This window comes from Emticicia sp. (genome assembly GCF_049241225.1).
Lineage (GTDB): Bacteria > Bacteroidota > Bacteroidia > Cytophagales > Spirosomataceae > Emticicia.
This window is the reverse complement of record NZ_JBMLRC010000465.1, coordinates 44698-48140: the sequence shown is the minus strand read 5'-3', so window position 1 is coordinate 48140 and position 3443 is coordinate 44698. Positions and strand designations below refer to the sequence as shown.

The window sequence follows — 3443 nt, the reverse complement described above, 5'->3', positions numbered from 1 at the left end:
ACTTTTGAATTAGAAAGGTTTGAAAAACTCACCGATAAGTTTCCCGAATTTCATAAGCCCGACCAAGTCTTTGAGGTGTCTTATGAAAAATTTAAGCAATTGCGTAAAGACGAAGGAGAAGACCCACTCAAAGCATTAGAAAGTCAAGGAATAAAGACACTGGGTGACCACTCTATTTTAAACGCAGTTAAACGCAACCCAATTGAGAGATACTAAATTTCTTTTATTGATTCTTTTTCTAAGAATTAGTAAATCCATAAACATGAAAAAACTATTTCTATTCACTACTTTAATATTAGCTCACTTTGCGAGCCACTCTCAAGCCTATAAAAGTATTGATAAAGTGATGTATAGGTGCGAATATGAACTCATTTACCAACTCGATTCGAGCGATAGAAAATCTCAAAAAACTGAAAATATGCTCTTGCTCGTAGGAGATTCTTCTTCGGTTTTTTATAGTAAAAATGAATATCTGAAAGATTCTATTTACGTGGCAAAAAAGGTTTGGGATTTAAAGCCTGAAGAAAAAATTGCTCTTAATGAAAGCATTCCGAAAGCTAATATTAAGTATAAAATAATAAAGCATCAACGTTCAAAAGAAACACTTTTCAGAGAAAATATATTTAGAGATACTTTTGAATACACCGAACCGTCAAATGAGTTTAACTGGGAAGTTTTAGACTCTACGAAGGTAATTTTGGGCTATCATTGCCAAAAAGCTACCACAAATTTTGGTGGACGAACCTACGAAGCTTGGTTTAGCCCCGAACTCCCAATAAGCGACGGGCCATATAAATTTAATGGATTGCCAGGCTTGATTATTTCTATAAATGACACTAAAAAATACTACAATTTTCAATTAGTCGGTTTTAAATCTGTACAAAACCAAGATATTTTGATTCCGAAAGCCAAAGTTTTCAAAACAAGCAAAAAAACGTTTATTGAAAAAAAGCTCGAATTTGAAACGGCTCCCTTCAAAGCCATTACTCAAAATAATAGTAACATGACTTTTTCAACGGGGGGAAGTGAAATATCGGCACAGACAATGGATAAATTGGTGCAAACAGAATTGAAGAAAAAAAATAATCCAATAGAATTGAAATGAGCGTTTAGAAAACTTTCTACTCCACAACCTTAAAATTGAAAGCTATGACTCAAATAAAAGCAAAGAAACGGCTCATTTTTATACTTTTAATGCCCCTATTTTTAAGTTATCCGCTTTTCTCCCAAACAATCATCACAGGAAAAGTCAGCGATAAGGCTCAAAACAAAGCCTTAGCGAATGCCATTATTACGGCAAATAAACTCAATACCGAAACTACGATAGGTTTTGGCATGAGCAAGCCTTCGGGGCAGTTTGAAATTAAAGCCCTCAGCAATGCCGATTCTCTCACGCTTATCATAAAAATGCTCGGCTACGCTACCCAACGCCTCAACGTTCCGAACAAAAACCAAACCATCAATTTTGAATTAGAAGAATCTTCGATTGAGCTAAAAGAAGTAAAAGTAAGACCCGACCCAATCAAAAAATACGGTGATACGCTTTCTTACGCAGTTTCGGCATTTAAAGATAAAAACGACCGTGTAATTGCCGATATTATCAAAAAACTCCCAGGTGTTGAGGTTAGTCCCAACGGTCAGATTTTATATCAAGGCGAACCGATTAACAAATACTACATCGAAGGCATGGATTTGCTCGAAGGTCGCTATAAATTGGCCAATGAAAATCTAAACGTAGAAGCCGTTACGAATGTCGAAATTTTAGAAAATCATCAACCTGTTAGGATGCTCAATGGTGTAGTTCACTCCGAAAAAGCCGCTCTTAACATCAAACTCAAAAAGAATATCACCACAACTGGCCAAGTGTCTTTGGGGGCTGGCATTGACCCTGCACATTTACTTCGGGATGTAAATATTACCCCCATGCTTTTCACAAAAAACACCCAGTTTTTGGCCACTTATCAAACCAATAATGTAGGAAGAAATAGTGCTTCACAACTCGTGCGACTCACTCCAGGTGTTTATAGAGGAGAATCTGGCATAGAAAACAAACAAGATTGGCTTGGAATTCAGAAACTCAGTAATCCAGCATTCAAAGAAAATCGTTGGCTTGATAACAATAGCCATATTGGTAGCATAAACATGCTGAAAAAACTAAAAAACAACCTCGAACTCCGTCTAATTGGCGATTACACAAATGATGTTCAACTGCAAACGGGCTATACCAAAACAACCTTTTTCAGTGCGGAAACCGATAGCATTACGCTCTTGGAAAATAAGCGAAATGATTTGTCTTTCAATAATCTGAAAACCGATTTTACGCTACAAAAAAACTCGGCAGGAAAATACCTAAAAAACAGCCTACAAATAAAAGCCTACTGGGATACCCAAACAGGAATTGTTAGGAATACAAACGGCACGATTGTTCAACAGGCAAACGTGCCGTTCTATACTCTTTCTAATAATTACAAAGATTTTTTCAAGGTTGGCAAATCATTACTTACTTTAAATTCAAGCATTAGTCTTGAACGAAAACCACAGCAATTAAGCGTTTCTCCCGTACCATTTGCCACCTTGCTTAAGGCCGATAAATTTATTCAAGACATCCAGCAAAATGTTTTGCAGACGAGTTTTTTTACCGAAAATTCGGTGCAATACCTAAAAACGTTAAAAGGATTTTCGTTTGATACCCAATTGGGCTTCTTGGTTGAGAAGCAGGCCTTAGAAAGTGATATTTTACTTCAAAATTCAATCGAAACTCGCTCAGTGGCGAGCGGAGAATTTCGAAATAATTTAAACTGGCTCAATCAAAAGTATTATGTGCATCTACAAAGCCGATACCGAAAACAAAAACTTAATATTAATCTTTCGACTCCACTCAATTTTAGACGTTTCGCCATCGAAGATGCAGCACTCAGCAAATCCGAAAATCTCAATCGTTTGACCTTTGAACCTCGTCTCGGTCTTAACTATGATTTGAATAATTACCTAACAATCAACACTTCTGCCAGTAAGAGCAATAGTTTTGGCGATATAAACCAAATGTATTATGGTTATTTGCTGACAACCTACCGAGATATTAAGCGTATGAATGTGCCTTTATTACAAACCAGTTCTTATTCGACTTCAGCAGGAATCAATTACCGAAATCCCGTAAATTCAACTTTTGCATCGTTTACTTATAGCTATTCTTTTCGAGAAAACAACTTACTTTTTACTAACATAATCAATCCGAATGGCAGTATTGAAAGAAATGCCATCGAGCAAGCTAATAATGCTTATAATCAATCGCTTAACGGGAGTGTGAGTAAGTATTTTAGTAAAATAAAAACAACTCTTAGTGTAGGTACTAATGTATTTAAGCAACAAAATCAACAGTTTATTAATGATGGTCTGACCGAGGTAATTGCGAAAGGTATCAGTCCAAACCTAAGAGTTTCGTC

The 3443-nt window shown here is 36.2% G+C and carries 3 protein-coding genes; all 3 read left to right on the top strand.

Features of this window, described 5'->3' with window-relative positions; all coding sequences use genetic code 11:
* Positions 1–216, top strand: a 216-nt coding sequence (locus tag ACOVO2_RS23975) for a hypothetical protein (RefSeq protein ID WP_421772403.1), incomplete at its 5' end; no start/stop codon positions are given.
* A gap of 46 nt (positions 217–262) precedes the next feature.
* Complete coding sequence (locus tag ACOVO2_RS23970) at positions 263–1105, top strand: GLPGLI family protein (RefSeq protein WP_421772402.1); 843 nt, start codon at positions 263–265, stop codon at positions 1103–1105.
* 44 nt (positions 1106–1149) lie between these two features.
* The coding region (locus ACOVO2_RS23965; RefSeq protein ID WP_421772401.1) for a carboxypeptidase-like regulatory domain-containing protein at positions 1150–3443 on the top strand (2294 nt) is incomplete at its 3' end.